We start from the raw sequence: 24,194 nt of genomic DNA on the forward strand, positions 1-24,194 counted from the left end.
CCAAATGTAGGCGGGGTGGCAGAGTGGTCATGCAGCGGACTGCAACTCCGTGGACGCCGGTTCGATTCCGACCTCCGCCTCCAAATTTGGTAAAGCCCGGGTGGTGAAATAGGTAGACACAGGGGATTTAAAATCCCCCGCCCACAAAGCGTGCCGGTTCGAGTCCGGCCCCGGGCACCACTTTCTAGTATAGGAAGCGGTGCAATAAAAAATCCAGCGTAAGCTGGTTTTTTTATGCCTATAAAAAGGGGACTTATTAGCACCCCTCTCCCGCCATATATTTAAGCAGTTTTTTGCTTATCTTTTCCGGGTGTTAAGTTCACATCTAACACCAATTGATATTGTCGGCTTAAATCTACTTTATATTCTGCACTTTTAATTGAATCTACAAAAATCCAGTCTGAACGCACCTGCGCCTGATCCAATGTAACCAATAAATAGCCACGCTGATTTAGATTACAATAAGCCAACTCATCGATAAGTGTAGTAAAGGCAAATTCAAATTGTTGTAGTTGAGCCATTGGAATACTTAAATACTTTTCAAGGCCTGGTGAAGAAACAGAACTTGTCGCCAGCTCAACCCCAACATATTGGCCTTTTTGACTATACAAATAAGATGCCCACGCATTATGAGTATCACCTGACAGAACAATAACTTTTTTATTTAAACTAGCTAAGTTTTCATATACAGTTTCGCGTTCAGCATAATAACCATCCCAAGCATCAAGGTTATAGGGCACGACTGTTGTGACTCGCGCCTTTTCTTGAGCAGTTAAAGTTGGATCTCCTTGAACTAACCGCATTTTTAAGGTAACTAATTCTGTAATCTGAGCATTCATTTTAGCCAACGTTTCCGCCGAAGCTCCACCCGAAGTAATTTGCCCTAAAGACAATAATAACTCAGCAGGAATCCACATCTTACTTATCAGAACTTGCTGACCAATCACATTCCATGTTGCCTTAGATTGCTTTAATTTATCAACCAACCAATCCCTTTGTGTATATCCCATTAAAGTACGCTTTGGATTCGTTAAGTCAGTTTGAAACTTTTGAGCATCCAAACCAGCAGCTGTCATATAATCAGCATATTCAAGCTGTTTATCTCGTGCAATAATACGTGTATCCAACATAGTCAGCTCAACCAATGAGCCAAAATTAAACTGACGATAAATATTTAGATGATCTGTACTAGAAACTGGACGAATAGGCATCCACTCGAAATAAGCTTGTAGAGCAGCTAATTTACGATCAGAAAAAGACCCTTCATTATCTTGGTGATTTTCCGCCCCATCGCGCCAAGCATCGTTTGCTAACTCGTGATCATCCCAAATTACAATGAACGGATGACGCAGATGTGCTGCTTGTAAGTCTTTATCTTGACGATAAAGTGCATAGCGTTTGCGATAATCATCTAGTTTAATAATTTCTTTATTATTATCTGCTGGTAAGGTTCGACCAAGTTTTGCTGCATCTTCCGTCGCATAGCCATCTGCCCCATATTCATAAATATAATCACCCAAATGAATGATGACATCAACATCCTGCTTTGCCATCTCACGATATACGTAAAAGTAACCCGCCGGATAGTTAGAGCAAGAACACACTGCAAAACTAACTTTATTGGTGCTTATTGGTAATGTTTTAGTTTGACCAACAGATGAAATTTTATTACCAAAACGAAAACGATAATAATAAATGGTATTCGCCTGTAGTCCTGCTGCATCCACCTTCACTGTAAAATCGTCAGTCTTACTCGTTTCAACCATCCCTGTCTTTAAATTCTGCTTAAACTGATTATCTGTAGCTATTTCCCAAGTAACCTTAAGACGCCCACTAAGGTCTACTGGTGTTAATCGCGTCCATAAAATCACTTTATCTTGCAAAGGGTCACCACTGGCAACTCCATGTAAAAAATCTGCTTGTGCTTCTGTACTTTCATCATCTGAACCATCATTACAACCCGTAAAAGCTACAGGTAAAGATAACGCCCCAAAACCGAACAGACTTTTTTGAATTAATTCTCGGCGTGAAATTTTCTCTGACATACAACTACCTAAGTTTTAAGCAATGAGTGCTTTAAACTTAGGTCTACAAGATGAACAACTGATATCAATTTGATGAAGAAATTATGACTTAAGTAGATCTTATTTTTAAATAGATGTACGAACTGATTGAAAATAAAGCAAACTATCCGATTTTCTCTTGCCAATCGCTTTCTTGTCATCTATTATTGCGCACATGCCCGGGTGGTGAAATAGGTAGACACAGGGGATTTAAAATCCCCCGCCCACAAAGCGTGCCGGTTCGAGTCCGGCCCCGGGCACCATTTTCAAATATTGAATTTGGTGCAACAAAGAATCCAGCGTAAGCTGGTTTTTTTATGCCTAATTAAAATGAATTTCACGATAAGACTATTAATATTTCTGTGTAACACCCCTTCTATACTAAGGTTTACACTACAGGTCTTTTTTCTGGCTCTATTTCTTTCAAAAATGACAATTGGTACTTTTCACGTTGCTCTCAACCAAACATGATTTTTTAATTAAAGCAATCGAATAGATAAATTCAAAGCATTACAACAAAAGGAAAAACTTATTGGATCAGTTTATTAGCAAATGCCGACTATCAAGAGATATGATGTTCTAGTTTTTAAAATTAAAGAAACAAATAAAACTCACTCAAAAGCATCTTGTCATTTATTAGATGCATTTAAAAATATTAAGAATCGAGAGTAATCACCACTCTCGACTCATAACCAGCTCTTCCATCTCAAGATCTAAATATCCTGCACCTTGCGCCACCATCATCATTGCTTCAGCAATATAGTCAGCCGCACAATCATCCAGTGAAGAATCAAGATCTTCGAATTGTGGTTTCATTTCATTAATTTCTATAACAGTTTGATGAGCATATCGATAGATATCCTGATCAACTAAAGCAGACTTTTGAACTTTTTTAGCAAATTGTTCAATTAGCTGCTTGAGTTCAGCGACTAAAATATCTGGATAATACTCATCATCAAACATTGGGAGAAGTAAGTCTTCGAACATACAAAAGTTTACACAGCATCAGAAACCTGCCGCTTATAACATATTTTCAAAATAATAACGACAATTTTCCCTGACTCAATTATCCAATCTATTAAATTAATTAATCATGATCTGTTTATAAAAGCCTATTTTTTTCAAGCTTGTTCCATCGCATTCCAAACGAGAATTGCATCATGCATCGCTTTTACGTCATGTGCACGAACAATGGATGCACCTTGCTGAATACTCAGCAAATGCCCCGTAACACTTCCTACCGCACGCTGATCTGCAGCTACCCCCTGTAAAGCCTCGCCAATGAAACGTTTACGAGAAAGACCCGATAAAATTGGATACCCCATTTCACTTAGCTTCCAGAATTCATTTAAAAGCTTCAAATTTTGCTGCGCATTTTTTGCAAAACCAAACCCAGGATCAATAATAATATTCTGTTTTTTTACACCTGCAGTTAAAGCCTCTTCCACGCGCTGCTGAAGCTCTTGTATTACATCTAACGTTACATCCTTATATTGATCTAGCTGATTCATTGTGGTGGGCTCACCACGCATATGCATGATCACCACAGGTATATCCAACTCTACTGCAGTTTTTAAAGCATTTGGACGAGTAAGGGCACGTACATCATTCCAAATATGTGCACCCACTTCTTTCGCTGCCCGGATAACTTCTGGCTGACTTGTATCAATCGATAAAACCACATCATATTTAGCCAAAGCTTCAACCACAGGCACAACTCTGCGAATTTCCTCTTTTACACTCACCTCAGATGCACCTGGCCGAGTAGATTCACCACCAATATCTATAATTGTGGCGCCTTGTTCAATCATATTTAATGCATACGCCACAGCTTGGTCTAACTGATTATGTTTTCCACCATCACTAAAAGAGTCTGGTGTGACATTTAAAATACCCATAACGTGTGGCTGTGATAAATCCAACTGAAGCTGTCCACACTGTAAAATTTGCTGGGGTAAAGGCATTAACTGCATAAAAAGCTCCGGTTTAAAATGAGGCGGGTATTTTAGCAATTATCCCCCTTATATGCTGTTGATTTGTTTTCAGCTTGACAGAAATAACTCCCATAAAAAAAGCCACATGACTGTGGCTTTTTTCTATAGTTTTTTAATTCATCGCTGGTAATGGCGGTGGTGTAGATGGACCATCTTTTGGTGGTTCAAATGCAGCTACTGGGTTTTCAGCAATATATACCTTAGGCGGTTGTGGTTCACGACCTTCCATAATGTCACGAATTTGATCACGATCAACGGTTTCCCATTCCATCAAAGCTTTTACCATTGCATGTGCAATATCTTTATTACCTTCCAAGATATTACGCGCAACTTTATATTGCTCATCAAGAATACGGCGTACTTCTTCGTCAACCATTTGTTGAGTTGCTTCAGAAATCGTACGACTACCTACATTTCCAAAGAAACCATTTTGGTTTTCGTCTTCGTAAACCATTACACCCATTTTGTCAGACATACCGTACTTAGTAACCATTGCACGCGCCATTTTAGTAGCTCGCTCAAAGTCATTTGAAGCACCAGTAGATTGCTGTTGAATAAATACTTCCTCAGCAATACGGCCACCAAACAAAATCGCAATTTCGTTTAGCATCTTGTCTTTATAATGGCTAATCTGGTCTTGCTCAGGTAACTGCCAAGTTACACCCAAAGCCCAACCACGTGGCATGATCGTTACTTTATGAACAGGATCTGTACCCGGCAAAATCTCTGCAACAATTGCATGACCCGCTTCATGATAAGCAGTTGCGCGACGCTCTTCTTCACGTAGAACCATCGACTTACGTTCTGGACCCATGTAGATTTTGTCTTTTGCATCTTCAAAGTCATGCATATCGACAGTATTCTTATTACGACGTGCGGCAAATAATGCAGCTTCGTTAACAAGGTTTGCCAACTGCGCACCAGAGAAACCCGGTGTACCACGTGCTAACACTTTCATGTCCACACCTGTAACTGAAGGTAATTTTTTCAAATGTACATTCAGAATTTGTTCACGACCACGAATATCCGGTAAACCAACCATTACTTGACGGTCAAAACGACCTGGACGCAATAATGCTTTATCAAGCACATCAGAACGGTTAGTTGCAGCAATAACGATTACGCCTTCATTGCCTTCAAAACCATCCATTTCCACAAGCATCTGGTTTAAGGTTTGTTCACGCTCATCATGACCACCACCTGTACCTGAACCACGGTGACGACCAACTGCATCAATCTCATCAATAAAGATGATACATGGCGCATGACGTTTCGCTTGCTCAAACATATCACGGACACGGGACGCACCCACACCCACAAACATTTCTACAAAGTCAGAACCTGAAATGCTGAAGAAAGGAACCTTCGCTTCACCAGCAATTGCTTTAGCTAATAACGTTTTACCAGTACCCGGAGGACCAACCATAAGTACGCCACGAGGAATCGTCGCGCCCAAACGTTTGAATTTTGCAGGGTCTTTTAAGAAATCTACAATTTCAACAACTTCTTGTTTTGCCTCATCACAGCCGGCGACGTCAGAAAAATTGACTTTGATCTGGTCTTCAGAAAGCATTTTTGCCTTCGATTTACCAAAGCTCATCGGTCCATTCTTTCCGCCTGCACCACCACCCATGTTACGCATAAAGAACATGAATAACAAAATGATTAACAGTACAGGGAAACTAGCAATGAGAAGTTGCATCAAAATGCCTTGACGTTGTGGAGCAGTTCCCTCAACAACAACATTTTGCTTATTTAAGCTTGGCATAAGCTCAGTGTCTTCAACTTGCGGACGAACAGTTTCAAACTGTGATCCGTTAGTTTTTTCACCATTAATATTTAAACCGTCAATTGTGACTTGCTTAATTTGGCCACTATTCACCGCTGCAACGAAATCTGAATATTTCATCGCAGTAGGCTTGTTGCGGTCACTGATATTACTGAAAATTAAAATCAGAACACCAAGTATTATTAGCCACAATACGGCATTCTTGAAGTAATCGCTCAAAGCTTTATTCCCATATCGATCTAATTTGATCATGCCCAAACTTGGCCGATCGTCATAAAAGCAGCAACTGTATTGCTTGCGGATAACCTAAAAGTACAAAATGCACAATTTTTAGGAGCTTGGCAAGTAAACTTTATCGCAATGCTTTCTTACGCCCTTGTCCAACCAAAAAAACTTCTTTAGATCGTGCCCGAGAAGCTGCTGGTTTTACTGTTTTTAACACATCAAAACTATCAACTACTTGTTTACGAAACTCATCGAATCCTGTGCCTTGGAACACTTTAACCACAAGCTGTCCATTCGGACCAAGAACCTTTTGAGCAAAATCTAAAGCCAGTTCACATAAGTAAATCTGTCTAGGTTGATCAACAGCCCTATTACCAGATGTATTGGGGGCCATATCAGAAATTACAATGTCTACTTGTCGCCCATTTAAAATATTTAACAAATTTTCAAATACATCTTCTTCTCTAAAGTCTCCTTGTAAGAAAGTGACATCAGGCAAAGCATCCATAGGTAAAATATCGGAAGCAATGACTAAACCTTTGCTACCAACAAGTTTCCCAGCGATTTGAGACCAACTACCAGGAGCCGCGCCTAAATCTACTACAGTCATGCCTGGCTTAATCAACTTATATTTTTCTTGAATTTCAAGAAGTTTATAGGCTGCTCGAGCGCGATATCCTTCCTTTTGTGCTTTTTTTACAAAAGGATCGTCCAGATGTTCCCTCATCCATACACGACTACTTTTCGACAATTTCTGGTTTGTAATGCGTGTTGCCATAACTCACTAAATATCAAAAAAACTTCTGATCGCTCATTGTACGTGAAAATTACTCTCATTACAGTACGGATGTAGCGTAATCTCACTAAGTTTTACAGTTTTTTTCCAATAATGTTGATCGATTATTTATACAGTTTTTCGTACATCTGGATTTAAGTTTTTTGCTATACTAAGCCGTTTTTAAAATCAGGTATTTTTAATGGCCGCTTTATCTATCCATGAACGTAAACGTTTACGTCAAATTGGTCATGTGCTTAATCCGGTTGTCATGATTGGTGGACAAGGCTTAACAGACGCGGTAATCGAAGAAACGCTTCGTGCTTTAAATGATCATGAACTTATTAAAGTTAAGATTGCTGGTGAAGACCGTGAAGCACGTACTGCAACAATTGACGCAATTGTAGAAGCGACAGGTGCAGAAGCTGTGCAAAAAATTGGTAAAATTGTTTTGCTTTACAAAAAAGCAGCTAAGCAAAACCAACATTTGTCTAATCTTGTTCGTCACGCTCATCTAGCAAACTAATTTGATTTGACAAACTATGGCAAGTTACGAACTATCAGCTTTTGATCGTTTTCATGCTGTTTCCGTTGTTGGCGCAATTGAACAGCAAGCACCCTATACCTTAAATATCGGTTTTTGGATTCGTGATCCAAATCAACTTATTCTTTGGCCCCAAGAAGTCGCGGCTCATCCTCGTCAAGATTTTTTGTGGGAAGAAACTTGTTTCGAAATTTTTGTTGGCGTGCATGACGAAGATTATTACCGGGAAATTAATCTCTCCCCTTCTCAAGCATGGCAGTTATATCAGTTTGAAGAATATCGCTATCCGGAAAGTATACCTCCCCTTGCTGCTTACGATATTGAACTGAATCATCTCAAGCGCACTCACTATGGCTTAAATGTTAGTCTCGATTTCGGGCAATTTATGCAACAGCACCGCTTGAAATGGTCAAACCTTTATTTAGGTTTAACTACAGTTTTAAAGACTAAAGATGGTATGCAGTACTATGCAATGCAGCATAGTGGAAAAAGTGCAGATTTCCACAATAAACGTGACTGGTTACATCAGTTCTAAAAAATAAAAAAGCGAGAAATTAATTCTCGCTTTTTTATAGCTGGGCCGAGCCAGAGATCATTAATTGTCTCTTGCTTTATTCCAAGCTTCGACTGCATTATTTTTTGTACGCTTAATACTTTCACTTAAAGAATCTTTGTGTTTCAAAGAAATCTGGCTAATATCACCCTTAAGCTCTTTGCTCACTTTCGTTAAATCTTCAATGAGTGCATTGATTTCAGCTTTCAAAGCATTTTTAAGATCAGATAACCCATCTTGGGAAGTGCTAAACTGAGCTTTAATCACATCAAGGCGTTGTAAAATATCTTGTTTAATTTGAACAAATTGATTTTGAATATTCTTATTTAATTCGTGAGTTTCAGCTTCAATTTTCTCTTGAGTTTCGCTTAAAACTTCTTTGACTTGTTCTTGAGTTTCAGTAATTGCCTCTTTTACCTGAGATTTTGCTTCTGTAGCAACTACTTTAACTTGCTCAGTTTTTTCAGCAACAGTTTCTTTTACCTGTGCAGTTTTAGCAGTTACTGTTTTTTTCGCCTTAGTTGTAGTCGCAGCTATGGCTTCTTTCACTTCAGTCACCTCCGCTTTTACCGACTCAACTACTGCTTGAGTTTTTTCACTCACATCTTTTGAAACTTCATTATTGCTCATACTATTTCCTCGTATTGTTTATTTTTTAACTAGCAATACAATAAATCCAGTTCCAAGAATTCCCCATACAAATTGTTAGACAATTTATCAAAAGTATCTAATTCAGATAAGCGGATATTTTTTTGTAAAAAGCAAGCAATGAATTATATTTTTTAGCAGAAAAGAAATAGACTTTGGAGGGTTCCATGCGTATAATGCGCTGTTAAGTTACAAGCGGGCAGACCGATAGGGAGGGCATGTTTTATTCAAACATCGCCGATCTTTTTTGGGTCTACTCGCTTTTTTACAGCCGAAATTCAGGAGCTTTGGTTTGAGCATCCCCGCCATTTTAGCCCTCGCAGATGGAACGATCTTTAAAGGAACGTCAATCGGCGCAACGGGAAGTACGACTGGAGAAGTCGTTTTTAACACAGCCATGACAGGCTATCAAGAAATTTTGACTGACCCAAGTTATGCACAACAAATTGTGACATTAACTTACCCACATATTGGTAACACTGGTTGCAACGCGGAAGACGTTGAATCTGGTCGTATCCATAAAGTATGGGCGAATGGTTTAATTATTCGTGACCTTCCTCTACTACACAGTAACTTCCGTGCTGAGCAGTCATTGAGTGAATATCTGCAAGAACACAATGTTGTTGCAATCGCAGATATCGATACGCGTAAATTAACACGTATTTTACGTCAGACAGGTGCACAAAACGGATGCATCCTTGCCGGTGAAAATATTACTGAAGAAGAAGCAATTGCAAAAGCTCGTGCTTTTGGTGGCTTAAACGGCTTAGACCTTGCAAAAGAATGTTGTGATCCAACTGGTTTTGAATGGTCTGAAGGTTCATGGACTTTAGGCCAAGGCTTCTCTCAACCTGAATTAAAATATCATGTAGTTGCATACGATTACGGTGTCAAAACCAACATCTTGCGTATGCTTGCAGACCGCGGTTGCAAACTAACCGTTGTTCCTGCAGAAACTCCGGCTGAAAAAGTATTGGCACTTAATCCGGATGGCGTATTCCTCTCAAATGGTCCTGGCGATCCAGCTGCTTGTGATTACGCGATCGAAGCTGTAAAAACTATTGTTGAAACCACAACATTACCTGTATTTGGTATCTGCTTAGGTCACCAAATCTTGGCTCTCGCTTCTGGTGCAAAAACTGTAAAAATGAATCATGGTCACCACGGCGCGAATCATCCTGTACAAGATCTTGAAGATGGTACAGTGATGATTACTTCACAAAACCATGGTTTTGCTGTAGATGCAGAAACATTACCGGCTAACTTAAAAGCAACGCATAAATCATTGTTCGACGGCACCTTACAAGGTATCCGCCGTACAGACAAACCGGCTTTCAGCTTCCAAGGTCACCCTGAAGCAAGCCCTGGTCCACATGATTGTGCACCTTTATTCGATTATTTCATCGAACTTATCGAAGCATCTAAACAGTAATTACGGAGCGAATAATGCCTAAACGTACGGATATTAAAAGCATCTTAATTATTGGTGCTGGCCCGATTGTGATTGGACAGGCATGTGAGTTTGACTACTCAGGTGCTCAAGCGTGTAAAGCACTTCGTGAAGAAGGCTATCGTGTTATTTTGGTTAACTCTAATCCAGCAACCATCATGACAGATCCTTCAATGGCTGATGCAACTTATATTGAGCCGATTACTTGGCAAACAGTTGCTCAGATTATTGAAAAAGAGCGTCCAGATGCAGTATTGCCAACCATGGGTGGACAAACAGCATTGAACTGTGCGCTCGCACTTGATGAAAATGGCGTATTAGCAAAATACGGCGTAGAACTTATTGGTGCATCTAAAGAAGCGATTGAGAAAGCCGAAGACCGTAAACTCTTCGATATCGCTATGCGTAAAATTGGCTTGGAATGTCCAAAAGCTGCCATTGCTGAAACAATGGAAGAAGCTTTAACAATCCAGTCACGCTTTGGTTTTCCGGTAATTATCCGTCCATCATTTACAATGGGTGGTTCGGGCGGTGGTATTGCATATAACCGCGAAGAATTTCTAGAAATTTGTGAACGTGGTTTTGACCTCTCTCCTACTCACCAGTTATTGATTGATGAATCTTTAATTGGCTGGAAAGAATACGAAATGGAAGTTGTTCGTGACAAAAACGACAACTGTATTATCGTATGTGCTATCGAAAACTTCGATCCAATGGGCGTTCATACTGGTGACTCAATTACCGTTGCTCCCGCTCAGACATTAACAGACAAAGAATATCAATTGATGCGTAATGCTTCAGTTGCAGTTCTTCGTGAAATTGGTGTTGAAACAGGTGGTTCTAACGTTCAGTTCGGTATTAATCCGAAAGATGGACGTATGGTTGTTATTGAGATGAACCCTCGTGTATCTCGTTCATCTGCTCTTGCATCTAAAGCAACAGGTTTCCCAATCGCAAAAATCGCAGCAAAACTTGCTGTTGGTTATACTCTTGATGAACTGAAAAATGACATCACTGGTGGAGTAACTCCTGCAAGCTTCGAACCATCGATTGACTATGTGGTAACAAAGATTCCTCGTTTTAACTTCGAGAAATTCCCACAAGCAGAACCTGTATTAACCACTCAAATGAAATCTGTGGGTGAAGTAATGGCAATTGGCCGTAACTTCCAGGAATCTGTACAAAAAGCATTACGTGGTCTTGAAGTTGGTGTAAGCGGTTTTGATGAAAAGATCGAAGCTGGTGCAACAAATGCAAAAGAAACCATTTTAAAAGAGCTTAAAGTTCCAGGCCCTGAGCGTATCTGGTATGTAGCAGATGCTTTCCGTCATGGTTTCTCTTTAGATGACGTTTTTGAAGCAACTAAAATTGACCGTTGGTTCCTCATTCAAATTCAAGACATCGTTAAAACTGAAGCTGAAGTAAAAGCTTTAGGTTTTGGTGACTTAAACGCTGACAATATCCGTGCTTTCAAACGCAAAGGTTTATCTGACCTGCGTATTGCTGATCTTATGGGTATTTCACAAAAGCAATTCCGTAAGCAACGTTGGAATTTGGGTGTTTACCCAGTTTACAAACGTGTAGATACATGTGCTGCCGAGTTTGAATCTGGTACTGCATACATGTATTCGACTTACGATGAAGAGTGTGAAGCAAATCCATCAAATCGTGACAAGATCATGGTGATTGGTGGTGGTCCAAACCGTATTGGTCAAGGTATTGAATTTGACTATTGCTGTGTACACGCTGCATTAGCTATGCGTGAAGACGGTTATGAAACAATCATGGTTAACTGTAACCCTGAAACTGTTTCTACCGACTATGACACATCTGACCGTCTATACTTCGAACCTGTAACACTTGAAGATGTGCTTGAAATTGTACGTACAGAGAAACCTAAAGGTGTAATCGTACAGTACGGTGGTCAAACTCCTCTTAAATTGGCACGTGCTTTAGAAGAAGCTGGGACACCAATCATTGGTACATCACCAGATGCAATTGACCGTGCAGAAGACCGTGAACGTTTCCAGCAAATGATTCAACGTTTACAGCTTCGTCAACCAAACAACAGCATTGTAAAATCTGCTGAAGAAGGTATCTCTGAAGCTGCAAAAGTAGGTTATCCGTTAGTTGTTCGCCCATCTTATGTACTTGGTGGTCGTGCAATGGAAATCGTATATAACGAAGAAGAACTTAAACGTTACCTTCGTGAAGCGGTTCAAGCATCTAACGAAGCTCCTGTCCTTCTTGACCGTTTCCTAGATGATGCAACCGAAGTTGATGTTGACTGTGTATCTGACGGTAAAGACGTTGTGATCGGCGGTATCATGCAGCATATTGAACAAGCTGGTATTCACTCAGGTGACTCTGCATGTTCAATTCCTCCTTATTCTTTATCAAAAGAAATTCAGGATGAAATGCGTCGTCAAACTGTTGCGATGGCAAAAGAACTTGGTGTGGTTGGTTTGATGAACGTTCAATTCGCAGTTAAAGGCGATGATGTTTACGTTCTTGAGGTTAACCCACGTGCTTCACGTACAGTTCCATTCGTATCGAAATGTATTGGTGATTCTTTAGCAAAAGTAGCTGCACGTTGTATGGCTGGTCAATCGCTTGAATCTCAAGGATTTACTAAAGAAATCATTCCAACACACTTTGCTGTGAAAGAAGCTGTTTTCCCATTCGCTAAATTCCAAGGTGTAGACCCAATGCTTGGACCTGAGATGAAATCTACAGGTGAAGTAATGGGTGTAGGTAAAACATTTGGTGAAGCATTCTATAAAGCTGTCTTAGGCTCAAATGACCGCTTACCAGGTTTACCAACCGAAGGCGAAGAAAAAATTGCTTTCTTATCTGTTCGTGAATCTGATAAGAAATATATAGCTGATATCGCTAAAAAGTTTGTGGCATATGGCTTCAAACTAGTGGCAACAGGTGGAACGTATAAAGTACTTAAAGAAGCAGGTTTGGAATGTGAATCTGTGAATAAAGTAACTGAAGGTCGTCCACATATTGTTGACCGCTTGAAAAATGGTGAAATACACCTTATTGTCAATACCACTGAAGGTAAACAGGCTCAATATGACTCTGCAATGATTCGTCGTGCTGCCCTACAAGGCAAAGTGTATTACACAACGACTATCAATGGTGCAGAAGCTGTTTGCCAAGCCTTTGCTGTGAAATTGCCAATGGATGTATACCGCTTGCAAGATTTAACTGTAGGTTAATTTGTTACCGATAAGTCCCGTCACCTTATCGGTGGCGGGATTTTTTCATTTTTTTTAACTGTGTTTTCTCAACTTAAGAGGGACCAAAATGCAACGCTATCCAATGACCCCTGAAGGTAAAATTGCCTTAGAGAAAGAATTACAACATTTAAAATCTGTTGAACGTCCACGTATTATTCAAGCCATTGCAGAAGCACGTGAACATGGTGACTTAAAGGAAAATGCTGAATATCATGCTGCGCGTGAACAGCAAGGTTTCTGTGAAGGTCGTATTCAGGATATCGAAGGTAAATTAGGCGCTGCTCAAGAAATTGATGTCAAAACACTTGAACAAAATGGCCGTGTTGTTTTTGGTGTGACAGTAACAATCGAAAATCTTGATACTGAAGAACGCAAAACTTATAAAATTGTTGGCGATGACGAAGCAGATTTTAAAATTAATAAAATCTCTGTGAACTCACCAATCGCACGTGGGCTTTTGAGTAAGAGTGAAGGCGACGAAGTAAAAATCGTGACTCCTCAAGGCGAAGTCGAATATGAAATCGTAAGTGTAGAATATCTCTAAGATAATACACAACTAGCCCCTCTTTATGAGGGGTTTTTATTCAATACCATTGATATATTTTCGGGAAATCAGAAATGGATAACTCTTTAATTAACACTCCAGTTCGTCATTGGTGTGAATTTGAATTTATCCATAAAACTGTTAAAAACCCGAATATCCATATTAAAGGTAATTACTCATATTATTCAGCTTATTGGGATCAAGGTTTTGAACGTTATGTTGTACGTTATTTACATGACAAAGCCTCGACACCTGACAAACCAATTGATCAACTTCACATTGGTAATTTTGTTTGCTTTGGCGCTGAATGCGTAATTATGATGGGTGGTAACCAACTTCATAGACCCGACTGGATTTCGACTTTTCCTTTTGATACCCGTAGCTTTTTAGCAGCTGGTGATACTGTAATTGCCGATGGCTGTTGGATTGGTAGTCGTGCAATGATTATGCAAGGAGTCAAACTTGGTGAAGGTGCAGTAGTTGCAACGGGAGCAGTAGTAACTAAAGATGTTCCACCCTATGCAATAGTAGGTGGCGTGCCTGCAAAAATTATTAAATATCGCTTTACTCAAAAACAAATCGATAAACTGCTTGCTTTAAAACTTTATGATTTAGATGAGAAGCAAATTTTGAAAATACGTGAGTATTTACAAACTGAAGATATAGATGCTTTATCTATGCATATTGAAAATATGCAGAGTCTATAAAGATATATCTAGAGAAATTTATTGTTATAAAATCACAAATGATTACGTGCTTGAATTTAAATCGTCAAAAAATAAGTATAAAGTATTGAATAAATAAGCATCATTACAATAAGGAAAACACTCATGTTATATCAACATATTCTTGTACCAATTGACGGTTCAGAAACTTCTATGATCGCCATGAAAGAGGCAATCAAACTGGGAAAAGCGCTAAAAAGTAAAATTACGATTGTACAAGTTATGGCACTTGACCCATTTATTGCTGATGCATATGTAAAAATTGGTCAGACTAATGAGTTGATTGAACGTACAAGAACCTATTTGCTCGATATTTTAAAACAAGCAAAACAAGAATTTGCTGATGAAGGCATTACTGTTGAAACTAAACTGCTTGAAGGTTTTGTCGTACATGAAGAAATTATTGAGGCGGCTCAAGACTTAAATGCAGATCTGATTGTCATGGGTTCTCATGGCCGTACAGGAGTCCGAAAACTTGTACTTGGCAGCGTTGCACAAAAAGTCTTAGGCGAAAGTCATATTCCTGTTTTAATTGTTCGATAATTTCAATATTGCCTATCTTGTTGATTTTAATAATTTAGGCAATAACTTTTAAATAAATACATTTTTCAGTGCCTTTAAGGCTGCCAAGCAAATTGTTTTAAGTTCACTTTGCCATTCAATAAATAGACTCCTTCAGCTTCCAATTTTGTCTGCTGAATATTTTCCCCCTTTTCATTAAATTTACTTAAGCTAATTTTACCTTGGGAATTAATAACACGATACCAAGGCACCTGATGATCTACCTCAAGATGTTTAAGCACATATCCAACTAATCTGGCATGTTTAGGTAAACCCGCCATACGTGCTATTTGTCCATAAGTTGCCACTTTTCCGTATGGAATTAAAGCGATGACTTCTAAAATTTGTCGATGTAGTTCATACTGAGTTGTCAAAAATGGACTCCATAAAAATTGACATCGTTCATATCATATAAAAATTTACTTTAAATCTCTTTAAAATAATATGCAGAGACAATGCGATGAGTATGAAAAAAACCTTATTGATGATTACAGGGACCCTTCTTTGTGTTTCTTGTACAACTAATCCTCCTCAACAAAAACCTAAGTTATCAGAAGAACCTGCTAATAACAGACCTATCGTTCCGGTAACTTTTGTTTTTACAACCAACCATCCATCTGCTACACCCTTTGATAACCTGACACAGATGCGAAAAGAAGTCGGCATCTTAAATAAATATTATGTAGATGACCAAGGAAATAAAATATTTAATTTCAAATTAAACCGTTATATTTCTTATCAAGATTTTTCGAAATTGCATTGCGAACTAGACAATGAAATAAACCAGCCTCGTCCTATTTCCATAGGTGCTATCCCGGCAAGCGTCAATGCATGCTTTCCTAAACGTACGGCACGTAAAGAAGTAATTATTTTTATATACGATGCGTATTCAAAAAATTTAGAGTTTGATGACGTGACAAGTCGAACATTCCGTAATAATGGAAAACCCTTTATTTTATTAGACTGGCATAGATTAAATTATAATATACAAGCAGGGAGTATTCATGAAATGGGGCATGCTTTCGGCTTAAAACATGTGTGTGTACCTAATGCAAAAAAAACTACCCCGACCAATATTATGGCCAGTGCTGAATGTAAATTAGGGAGTGGCGGTTTAAGAAACTTAGGTTTTACCCCATCACAGCTTCAAACGGTTTTATCAACTTATAACCAATACTCTTAAAATTTAATTTCAACATAAGCCCCTAAGTCATCTTGGGTAGCAATGTAATTCTCAGAGGTCAGGAAAGACGTCATGTAAGTACTAGCCTTTGAGAAGTCTTCGGTATCTACCGGATAAGGCTGCCAAAAAGTTTTTAGATTATTAGTATAAATTGGATAAAGACGAAGCAAATCCTTTGCTAAATCTAGTCTAGCTATACAGCCGAATGGTAGAGCATTTTGCTGCTCATATTCCCCATCACTATTAAACACGGCATTCCCAATACCAAAGACTACTGGTTTTTGGTTGATGATCTGGATTGGTTGTATGGTATGAGCACCATGACCAATAATAAGGTCAGCACCAGCTTGAGTGAGAATAGTAGCAAGCTTAATTTGCTCTTTTGTAATTGTTTTAAAATCCATGCCCCAATGACAAATTACAATAACTTTATGCTCAGGGTGAGTCAGCTTATAGAGACCAATTTGTTCAAGCAAAACTCCATTTAAACACGCAACTCCACTCTTGTGGCCTAAAGCATAAAAATCATAATCTAAATAGGCAGTGTCTCTGTGCCAATAACCGTTAAAAATAGCATAGTGCTTGTTATTAAAAGTTAGTTCAAAGTAGTTGTGAGCATCTTTTTGATTTAAGCCCGCACCAATATAAGCAATATTGGCCTGATCAAGTTGCTCTAGTGTATAAGCTAACCCGCTATCGCCATAATCTTTTAGATGATTATTTGCCAATACGACATGATTAAGATGAAGGTTTTTAAATTCTATTAATGTTTTTTCAGCTTCAGCTTTAAGAATAAATGGCTTTTTATAGGCTAAAGGTGATTGAGTTTCCAAAGCAAAGACCGCTTCAAAGTTAGCAATATTTAAGTCATTTTCACCTAAAAAAGCTTTTATTTTTTCAAATGAATAGCTGTATCCATATTGTTGTAGAGCATCTGTCTGTCCTTTGGACTTACGCTTTTCAGTATAAATTTCCCCGAAATAAGTATCACCCAAAATATTGATAATGCCACTTTGAGTAGTACAAACTCCGGGTTTTACATTCTGTTCTTGGAAGCAGTGATAGTAAGGAATCAAGTGTTCAGCACGATGAATATCATCCAAAAAAGAGAAAAATCCAATAGTTTGATTTTCTTCAAAGTAAGTGAGATAAATTTTTCTAAATGAATGAGTAAGATATAAAACTGTTACTAGGGACTGAGCCATTAAAGGCGTTGGAGGAAGATAAACTTTACCTTTAAAATTTAGCTCCTTAACAAAAAACAGTTTTCTGATTTCAGTTGGATAAGTATAAATATTTTTGACTAATAAAAACAAATATTTGAACTGGTTTTGCGTACCTTTTTCTTTTAACTTTAAATGATAGTGGGCAGCCCTTTCAGACAAATTTAAATTTGCTTGTTCAAGTTTGCCAAAAAGCATATTACTTAAAGCATCTTTTACATCTGCTGTCTGAGTAAAAATTAAGAACTGCAATAGTTCAGTAAAGGTGTAATGTTCAAAAGGCTTTAAGCCTAGATTTTGCTGCCCGACTTGCTCAGATAGGTGGTCAGGCACAACATAAACATCTTGAGCCTGTATGTTTTTTCGTTGGAATTGTTCTAATGCATAGTCAATGAGTAAGAGCGTTGAAACATCCTCATCAAATTCGAGTTGCCATAACGCCTCGTCAAAACTTGTAGTGTCGACATGTGCTAACAACTTGATTTCAACAGGTTGATATTTCATGCTTCATCACTCTTGTAATCTTTAACATAAGCGATATATCCCGATAGGTTATGTTCTTGATCATCAATCCGTACTCGAAAACGATCATGGCGAATATAAAATGCATGTAAAATTTTATCTGGCCGAGCCATATACATGGCCATTTCCGGATAAAAAAATCCTGTGGTTTGAAAATCTGCTCTAAACTCAATTAGCTTTTGAAGCTCTCGCATATAAGCTTGTTCAAAAAGTGCTGTGTGCCCCTGCTCTTTCAAGCGACTCACCATTTTATAAGCAGCCATTAACATTTCTAATAAAGTTGCATATGTCGTTTTTCGATTTCTAATAAAAATAAAATGTTTTAAATAATTATTTAAACCAAAAATAAAATATTTTTCTTCTGGACATATTTTAGTGAGTTCATTTGTACAATAACTTAACCAATGGTCATGATATTTTTCATATCTTTTTTCAATAAAACATTCAAACATTAATTTAACAGTTTCTAACAATCTAGAAGCTTGGTTAATTTGATATAACCTTAATAAAGCTAAAGCAGCTTCACCATCATAATAAATAATCCTGAATTTTTCTTTTAAATTATAATTTGGATAATTTAATACATGTGTCGTTGATCCATTTGAATCTACTAGTTTTAAAATACCATTTGCGAGTTTTTCTGCATATTTTTGATAATCATTTTTTTGGGTGATCTCTTGATATTTTGTCAACATTAAAATAGCAGCCGCATTGGCACCTAATTTAATTTCAAACTCCCCTGCTTTACCATCAATCATATAAGCACTAGATGAATCTTTTTCTTTATAAAAATTGCTAAGTGCATAGTGAATAGCAGCATGTATTTTAGGCCAATATTCTGGCTTACTTTGCACTTCAAATGTTTCTAGTAAGGCATAGACCGAAGTACAGTGGCGTACCGTATTATAGTTACGAATGTCACGATCATAGGCAGAAAAATAACCATAAATAAATTTGCCATTTTCTTGAATCTGGTCGTGCAGAAATGCCGAATTTTGTTCTATTAACTGCTGAAAATGCTGTTTTCTATTGTTTGAAATTCCTCTAATACCATTCACATCATAGCGACTAGCTAAATTAATAAACTGGTCATTTTCATAAAATGCTGCGTAGGTATCAAAAGTCCAAATATCTTGCAGCTCTTGTAATTTAATCTGCGGTTTTGTAGCGTTATATTTTTGCTTAACTGCATAATTTAGGTTTGTTTCGTCAAAAAAGTTCGGTTTGTCGTAGCTCAAGCCTCGAATGATTGCTTTTCCGTAAATCTCTTGCTCAAGGAAAGCAACTGAACAGTGTTCATCAAATCCAATGCCTTTACGGTAGTGGTTGTTGTGAAATTGATGGTGAACCTGCTGTTCTACTTCCTTCCAAGCTTGTTTCGCTAAATTATATGCGATATCGATTTTTATATAATCAGCAAGTGCTACTTGGGTAAACTGGTCATTAATAAAATCTAATAATTGTATTTTTGCTTGTGAAAAGCTTGTTTTTTCACTATGCCATACGCTACATCTTTGGTCTTTAAAGCCAAATGATATAAATAAAATCGTCTCATCCTGAAAGTCTAAAACATGCGGAGTGATATTTTTTAACCAAAGGTTAAGTTGTCTTTGGAAGTTTAAAAATGCAGTCACTCGAATTAAGTCCTTATCTGTTATTTCTTGTTCTATAAAATTTTCAATACATCATAACATGAACACTCTAAATGCAAGGTTAACATATTGTTTAAAAATAAAAAAAGAGAACCCTAAGGTTCTCTTTTTGATGGGTTAACTATCTATTAATAGATAATTTGACCATTGTTAAGAAGATCATTAAGCGTTAATGATGTTCTAGCTTGATCTAAATGAATCGTCAACAATTGTGTACTTGAATAAGTTAAACCCAAGCCATCACGGTCAACACTGATAGTGGCATTTTGTGTCGTAGCATCATAGCTTACTGATACATACTGACCAATAGTTAAGCTGTTCGGATGAGTAACTAGTAAGTTACTAATATCGATCTTATCAGCCTGACTATCGGTTGCTGTATTACCTACATGGAAATCAGTCCATGTATCTACACCACCCACTGTTGTGTTACCACCTGTTGCATTATTTACACCAGCAGCCGTTAACGTATTGTAAATCAAGGTATCCGAGCCATTGCCAAGCGTAAATGTATCATTTGCCGCTGTACTTACAGCTAGGCTGTTCAACTCTTGACTTAAGTTGATTGTTAATGTGCTAGTTGACTCTGCTCCAGTCACTGATACGAGTTTATAGTTAATCGTGTCAATCGTAGCATTTGCCGCGCTATCAAGAGCTTTATAGTAGTACGAACCATCATGATAGAGATACAAAGTACCTTCACCAGTATTGATCGCCTGACCAGCAGCAATTTGGTAATTTCCAGGGGTGACTTCAACATACAATTGAGAAGCAGCTGAAGTATCTGCAACTCCACCAGTCGTATCACCTAACAAGATATTACCGTGAATCCAATCTGTTAAGCCGTCAGGTGTGTATTGATTTAGGTGAGTTACCGTAGTTGATACTTGCGTATCAATAGTTACAGTACCGATCGCTATAGTGGTTAATGTATAAGACACGCGATACAGACCTGCATCTAAATGAGATACTGTTTGGTCAACAATTGTACCCCCCAACCCAAGAGAAGCTAATGCAGTTTGTGAACCTGAATAAACAGTATTTACCCAAGTAGCACCACCATCATTAGATTTTTGAATAACGTAGCTTACTGTTGGCGCTAATCCTGCCCCAGCAGCAAGTAGTGCTTTAATACTCACATTATCCACAGTATTAGCTGCGACAGTGAATGAGTTAGAGTTCACTGTTTGACTACCGATCAAGGTTACTGATGGATTAGCTACTGGTACATCAACAGCTGCATCGGTCACAGGTTTCATACTAACAGTTGCATGATTAGTATCTGCATTTGCTACAGGTACCGGGATTACCGCATCTGCACCAGGGTTAGCATTATTCCAAGTGACATTCACATCTGGAGAACCGATTTGGATATGCAATGTTGCTGTATCTGTTCTACCAGTTACAGGATCAGTCACGGTATAAGTAAAGCTATCAACTTTTCCTATATTTTGTGTATTCGCTGTAGCTTGATAACTATAGGTACCATCAGCATTAATGGTTAACGTACCATAAGCACCCACAATAACTGTTGATGTACCCACATTTACAGCAGATGTATTACCAAGTTCAGAAGTTACCGAAGTCACCACTGTCGTCGTTGTAATATAGTCTGGCGTATAGTTTGGTCCATATATAGCCGAGTTGTCATCTGAAAGAACATTGCCTATAACCGGATTCACAACCAAATTAGGCACTTGCGTAATATTACCGTTATTCAAGGTAATATCGGCAGTCACATTACCTAGAGCTGTAAGAAGCGTATTGCTTTCCATAAACAGCTCATAGCTACCTGCACCTAAATTATCAACTTTGAATTTTACTTCAGAGCCAAAGATACCTAATAGGTCAAGCACACCCGAATTCGCACTATCTGCAATTACTGTACGAGTGCCATCTGGATTTACTCGTGTTAATACCACATGTAAGCCATCAACAATCGTTGCAACTGAACCAAAGTGCACTGAGAAAATTGCCTCAGTCACATTTCCTGCAGCAACATTAAAGGTTGCTGTACCTTGTTTAGAACCAACAACAACTCCACCAACACCGAGTAACCAGTTATAGCTAATCGCATTATTGAAGACTTGTTGTGTCGTTGGGTAAACCATATCAATGGCTGCTGAAGCAACGTTATCCATTGCATCAACTGGAACATGACCTGTAATAACCGCTGGCTGTGATGGATCAGCAGCATTCCAAGTCATAGCAACCTTGTTACTATCCAAGTGGACATACAATACAGCTTGAGACGTATTACCTGTCGCTGGGTCTAACAATGTATATGAGAATTTATCAACTTTACCAAGGTTGAGACCGTTTGCATTTGGTGTATAGGTATAATTGCCATGTTGATCAATGACTAATGTGCCGTAAGTACCAACAATTGTAGTTGTACCCGTTGCATTAACAACGTTGCCATTCACTGCTGAGATCACAGCACTATTGCTTGCCGCATCTATTGCACCATTAATACCAGCATCTTTAATAACGTTACCAGAGACTGGATCAACTGAATAACCAGATACAACATATGGGTTATAAACATCCATTGTACCTGTCAATGTTCCACCAATACCCACACCTAATAGACCACTGTAGCCTACAAATGCACGATATTGACCTGGATCTAATCCATCAATGACGGCTGTTGGAGTACCTCCGACTAGAGATAGGCTAACCAAAGTCGCTTGTGGGTTATTTCCGCCAATAGATACCCATTTTCCTGTTGCCGTATCATATTTTTGGACAACAATCGAATAGTCATTCAACACACCCGCGTTGAGTAGACCACTAAAGGTAAATTTAGCAGAGCCTTGACGGTCAGTATCAACATTAAATGCAACTGTTGAATTACCGAGAAGTTGTAAATCTAAGCCACCTAACGATACTGCTGCCACATAACTTGCACTACCAAGTGCTACATCATGTGCAACAAGTAAAGATTGTGGGTTAATGTCTGCAACTGCCAAGTTATCTGCGGCTTTAACAGAACTTAACTGGATGTTAAGAGTTGCTTGAGCCATATCACCTGTAACAGAATCTTTTAAGGTATATACAAAGTGATCTACCTTTCCAATTCCAGAAGCATTTTGATTTGGAGTATAGGTATATGAACCATCAAGGTTAATCACCAAAGTACCGTATGTACCATTAATGACTGTGCCATTGGCTAGAACAGGTTGATTATTAACTGCATTTATAACTGTATTTGGAGTTACGACATCAGCTTGTCCACTTGAGTTAAGGTCTACGATCACATTTCCATGAGCATTTTCTGTATAGAAACTACCGATTTGAGTTGTGTCATAAACATCCATCGTAGCGTTTAAAGTACCGAGTAAACCAATACCTGCTAACCCGTTATAGGTCATGAATGCACGATATTGTCCTTGCTCAAGTCCATCAATAACCACACCTGGTGTAGAACCCAACAAAGTGAGATGAAGAATATCTGCTTGACCTCCACCATATATAGAAGTCCATTGCCCAGTCGCTGTATCAAATTTCTGTACAACTAATGAGTAATCAGATAGAGCATTAACACCAATTAAAGCACTATAGGTGAATTTTGCATTACCTTCTTGGTTTGTAGCAACATTGAAAGTAACTGCATCAGAACCAAGCTGTAAGTTAAGACCAGCGAGTGATACAAGCGCCAAGTAAGTTTTACTACCAAGAGCAGCATCATGCGCAATTAGTAGTGGTTGTGGAGCAAGCACAGCCGTATCAAAGTTATCATATGCAATGATGGAAGAAGTTGTAAGCGTATAAGTTTGAGTAGCTTGTAAACTACTACTATTTCCAGCAGCATCCGTAAAGGTTGCTTTTGCATCAACTGTTAAATCGACATCTGCTACGAGTTGACTACCTGGCACACCTATTGTCCATGTTCCAGTAACTGGATTTACTACAGCGGTGTAGTCCGTACCATTAACATTAACTACAACTGTAGTAACAGCTGCATCCGCAGGAATAGTTACTTTACCTGTAATATTTACTGTTCCAGCAGCCTCCGTTGGATTAATAACGTTATCACCAGTGATTGGATCAATCGCAAGTGCAGCGGTAGTAATATCTGGTGCAGTGGTATCGACCGTCAACACGCCAGTGCCTGTACCGACATTGCCCGCAGGGTCTGTCGCTGTCACCGTCACGGTATGTGGACCATCTGTCAACACTGGAAGCGTATTGTCTGCAAGGGTCCAGGTACCATCACCATGGTTCACCGCTGGATAGCTCACACCATCGACAGTCACCACCACTTTCGCAGTCGGATCGTTCACGGTACCCGCTAATGGCGGTGTATTGTCATTCGTCAATACATTATTAAGAGCTACTAATGGTGCAGTGGTATCAACCGTCAACACGCCAGCGCCTGTACCGACATTGCCCGCAGGGTCTGTCGCTGTCACCGTCACGGTATGTGGACCATCTGTCAACACTGGAAGCGTATTGTCTGCAAGGGTCCAGGTACCATCACCATGGTTCACCG

At 38.7% G+C, this 24,194-nt stretch carries 18 protein-coding genes, 3 tRNA genes and 1 pseudogene; 11 read left to right on the plus strand and 11 right to left on the minus strand.

What is annotated here, in order from left to right:
• Positions 1-9 precede the first annotated feature (9 nt).
• Positions 10-83, plus strand: a tRNA-Cys gene (locus I5515_RS03855).
• An 11-nt stretch (positions 84-94) separates the two neighbouring features.
• Positions 95-180: transfer RNA gene (locus I5515_RS03860), tRNA-Leu, on the plus strand.
• Positions 181-281: 101 nt separating this feature from the next.
• Here I5515_RS03860 and I5515_RS03865 read toward each other — a convergent pair.
• Positions 282-2,045, minus strand: coding sequence for an alkaline phosphatase D family protein (locus I5515_RS03865; protein WP_199964829.1), 1,764 nt, complete (start codon positions 2,043-2,045; stop codon positions 282-284).
• Between the two features lie 195 nt (positions 2,046-2,240).
• On the opposite strand from I5515_RS03865, the gene I5515_RS03870 reads away from it, so the two are divergent.
• Positions 2,241-2,326, plus strand: a tRNA-Leu gene (locus I5515_RS03870).
• A gap of 409 nt (positions 2,327-2,735) precedes the next feature.
• On the opposite strand, the gene I5515_RS03875 is transcribed toward I5515_RS03870, so the two are convergent.
• The 4 genes from I5515_RS03875 to rlmE all read right to left on the minus strand — a co-directional run bounded on the left by I5515_RS03875 (position 2,736) and on the right by rlmE (position 6,849).
• Complete coding sequence (locus I5515_RS03875) at positions 2,736-3,050, minus strand: DUF5713 family protein (RefSeq protein ID WP_199964830.1); 315 nt, start codon at positions 3,048-3,050, stop codon at positions 2,736-2,738.
• A 134-nt stretch (positions 3,051-3,184) separates the two neighbouring features.
• Positions 3,185-4,036: a dihydropteroate synthase gene (gene folP / locus I5515_RS03880; RefSeq protein ID WP_199964831.1), complete on the minus strand. Its 852-nt coding sequence runs from the start codon at positions 4,034-4,036 to the stop codon at positions 3,185-3,187.
• A 133-nt stretch (positions 4,037-4,169) separates the two neighbouring features.
• Positions 4,170-6,065 (minus strand): ATP-dependent zinc metalloprotease FtsH, encoded by a 1,896-nt coding sequence (gene ftsH, locus I5515_RS03885; protein WP_199964862.1) that lies wholly within the window; start codon positions 6,063-6,065, stop codon positions 4,170-4,172.
• Between the two features lie 133 nt (positions 6,066-6,198).
• The gene (gene rlmE, locus I5515_RS03890) at positions 6,199-6,849 is read right to left on the minus strand and encodes a 23S rRNA (uridine(2552)-2'-O)-methyltransferase RlmE (RefSeq protein WP_016137261.1); all 651 of its coding nucleotides are present in this window, start codon (positions 6,847-6,849) and stop codon (positions 6,199-6,201) included.
• Between the two features lie 199 nt (positions 6,850-7,048).
• On the opposite strand from rlmE, the gene yhbY reads away from it, so the two are divergent.
• Positions 7,049-7,372 carry a ribosome assembly RNA-binding protein YhbY gene (gene yhbY / locus I5515_RS03895; RefSeq protein ID WP_009392179.1) on the plus strand — a complete coding sequence of 108 codons (324 nt, stop codon included), beginning with the start codon at positions 7,049-7,051 and terminating at the stop codon, positions 7,370-7,372.
• A 16-nt stretch (positions 7,373-7,388) separates the two neighbouring features.
• Positions 7,389-7,925: a DOMON-like domain-containing protein gene (locus I5515_RS03900; protein ID WP_199964832.1), complete on the plus strand. Its 537-nt coding sequence runs from the start codon at positions 7,389-7,391 to the stop codon at positions 7,923-7,925.
• Between the two features lie 60 nt (positions 7,926-7,985).
• Here I5515_RS03900 and I5515_RS03905 read toward each other — a convergent pair whose 3' ends face one another.
• Positions 7,986-8,573: a hypothetical protein gene (locus tag I5515_RS03905; RefSeq protein WP_199964833.1), complete on the minus strand. Its 588-nt coding sequence runs from the start codon at positions 8,571-8,573 to the stop codon at positions 7,986-7,988.
• A gap of 29 nt (positions 8,574-8,602) precedes the next feature.
• Positions 8,603-8,760 (minus strand): annotated as a pseudogene (locus I5515_RS03910) (hypothetical protein).
• Positions 8,761-8,883: 123 nt separating this feature from the next.
• Here I5515_RS03910 and carA point away from each other — a divergent pair.
• The 5 genes from carA (at position 8,884) to I5515_RS03935 (ending at position 15,101) form a co-directional block, all read left to right on the plus strand.
• Positions 8,884-10,023, plus strand: coding sequence for a glutamine-hydrolyzing carbamoyl-phosphate synthase small subunit (gene carA, locus I5515_RS03915; protein ID WP_199964834.1), 1,140 nt, complete (start codon positions 8,884-8,886; stop codon positions 10,021-10,023).
• 14 nt (positions 10,024-10,037) lie between these two features.
• Positions 10,038-13,268 (plus strand): carbamoyl-phosphate synthase large subunit, encoded by a 3,231-nt coding sequence (gene carB, locus I5515_RS03920; protein WP_199964835.1) that lies wholly within the window; start codon positions 10,038-10,040, stop codon positions 13,266-13,268.
• 88 nt (positions 13,269-13,356) lie between these two features.
• Entirely contained in the window at positions 13,357-13,833 is a 477-nt protein-coding gene (gene greA, locus I5515_RS03925; protein ID WP_005307940.1) for a transcription elongation factor GreA, read from the plus strand.
• Between the two features lie 74 nt (positions 13,834-13,907).
• Positions 13,908-14,540: a CatB-related O-acetyltransferase gene (locus I5515_RS03930; RefSeq protein ID WP_199964836.1), complete on the plus strand. Its 633-nt coding sequence runs from the start codon at positions 13,908-13,910 to the stop codon at positions 14,538-14,540.
• A gap of 123 nt (positions 14,541-14,663) precedes the next feature.
• The gene (locus tag I5515_RS03935; RefSeq protein WP_199964837.1) at positions 14,664-15,101 is read left to right on the plus strand and encodes a universal stress protein; all 438 of its coding nucleotides are present in this window, start codon (positions 14,664-14,666) and stop codon (positions 15,099-15,101) included.
• Between the two features lie 74 nt (positions 15,102-15,175).
• Here I5515_RS03935 and I5515_RS03940 read toward each other — a convergent pair whose 3' ends face one another.
• Positions 15,176-15,493 (minus strand): MGMT family protein, encoded by a 318-nt coding sequence (locus tag I5515_RS03940; RefSeq protein ID WP_199964838.1) that lies wholly within the window; start codon positions 15,491-15,493, stop codon positions 15,176-15,178.
• 92 nt (positions 15,494-15,585) lie between these two features.
• On the opposite strand from I5515_RS03940, the gene I5515_RS03945 reads away from it, so the two are divergent.
• Positions 15,586-16,302 (plus strand): metalloprotease, encoded by a 717-nt coding sequence (locus I5515_RS03945; RefSeq protein WP_199964839.1) that lies wholly within the window; start codon positions 15,586-15,588, stop codon positions 16,300-16,302.
• Here I5515_RS03945 and I5515_RS03950 read toward each other — a convergent pair.
• From I5515_RS03950 to I5515_RS03960, 3 genes are all read right to left on the minus strand, one after another.
• Positions 16,299-18,029 carry a CapA family protein gene (locus tag I5515_RS03950; protein ID WP_199964840.1) on the minus strand — a complete coding sequence of 577 codons (1,731 nt, stop codon included), beginning with the start codon at positions 18,027-18,029 and terminating at the stop codon, positions 16,299-16,301. The two genes, I5515_RS03945 and I5515_RS03950, sit on opposite strands and share 4 nt — an antisense overlap.
• Positions 18,026-19,681 (minus strand): poly alpha-glucosyltransferase, encoded by a 1,656-nt coding sequence (locus I5515_RS03955; RefSeq protein WP_199964841.1) that lies wholly within the window; start codon positions 19,679-19,681, stop codon positions 18,026-18,028. Before I5515_RS03955 ends, I5515_RS03950 begins: the two co-directional genes overlap by 4 nt.
• 146 nt (positions 19,682-19,827) lie before the next feature.
• Positions 19,828-24,194, minus strand: a 4,367-nt coding sequence (locus I5515_RS03960) for a beta strand repeat-containing protein (RefSeq protein ID WP_199964842.1), incomplete at its 5' end; no start/stop codon positions are given.

The sequence above is a fragment of the Acinetobacter calcoaceticus genome, assembly GCF_016508255.1.
GTDB classification, from domain to species: Bacteria; Pseudomonadota; Gammaproteobacteria; order Pseudomonadales; family Moraxellaceae; genus Acinetobacter; species Acinetobacter calcoaceticus_E.